The organism is Dryocola boscaweniae, assembly GCF_025215095.1.
Classification (GTDB): Bacteria; Pseudomonadota; Gammaproteobacteria; order Enterobacterales; family Enterobacteriaceae; genus Dryocola; species Dryocola boscaweniae.
Window position 1 is genome coordinate 1 of record NZ_JALHAP010000001.1, and the last position, 217, is coordinate 217.

A 217-nucleotide genomic window follows, 5' to 3' on the forward strand; every position below is an offset into this window, starting at 1 on the left:
GTGGCGAATGCAGAGCAGAAGGACGGTAGCTGGAAGGACAACGGTGACGGAACATACAATGCGGCTTATACGGCGACCGTGGCGGGTACAGGACTGAAGGCAGCCCTGAAGCTGAACGGCTGGAAAGGTCAGTCCGAGTCGGCGGCCTATGTCATTAAGGCTATTGTTGTGAAAGGGTTTAATGTCAACGGATATAGTTTCAAAAAAGATGACGGTT

The 217-nt window shown here is 51.6% G+C and carries 1 pseudogene; it reads left to right on the forward strand.

Annotation, left to right across the window (positions count from 1 at the left end):
* A pseudogene (locus MUA00_RS00005) lies at positions 1–217 on the forward strand (hypothetical protein); the annotation flags it as partial.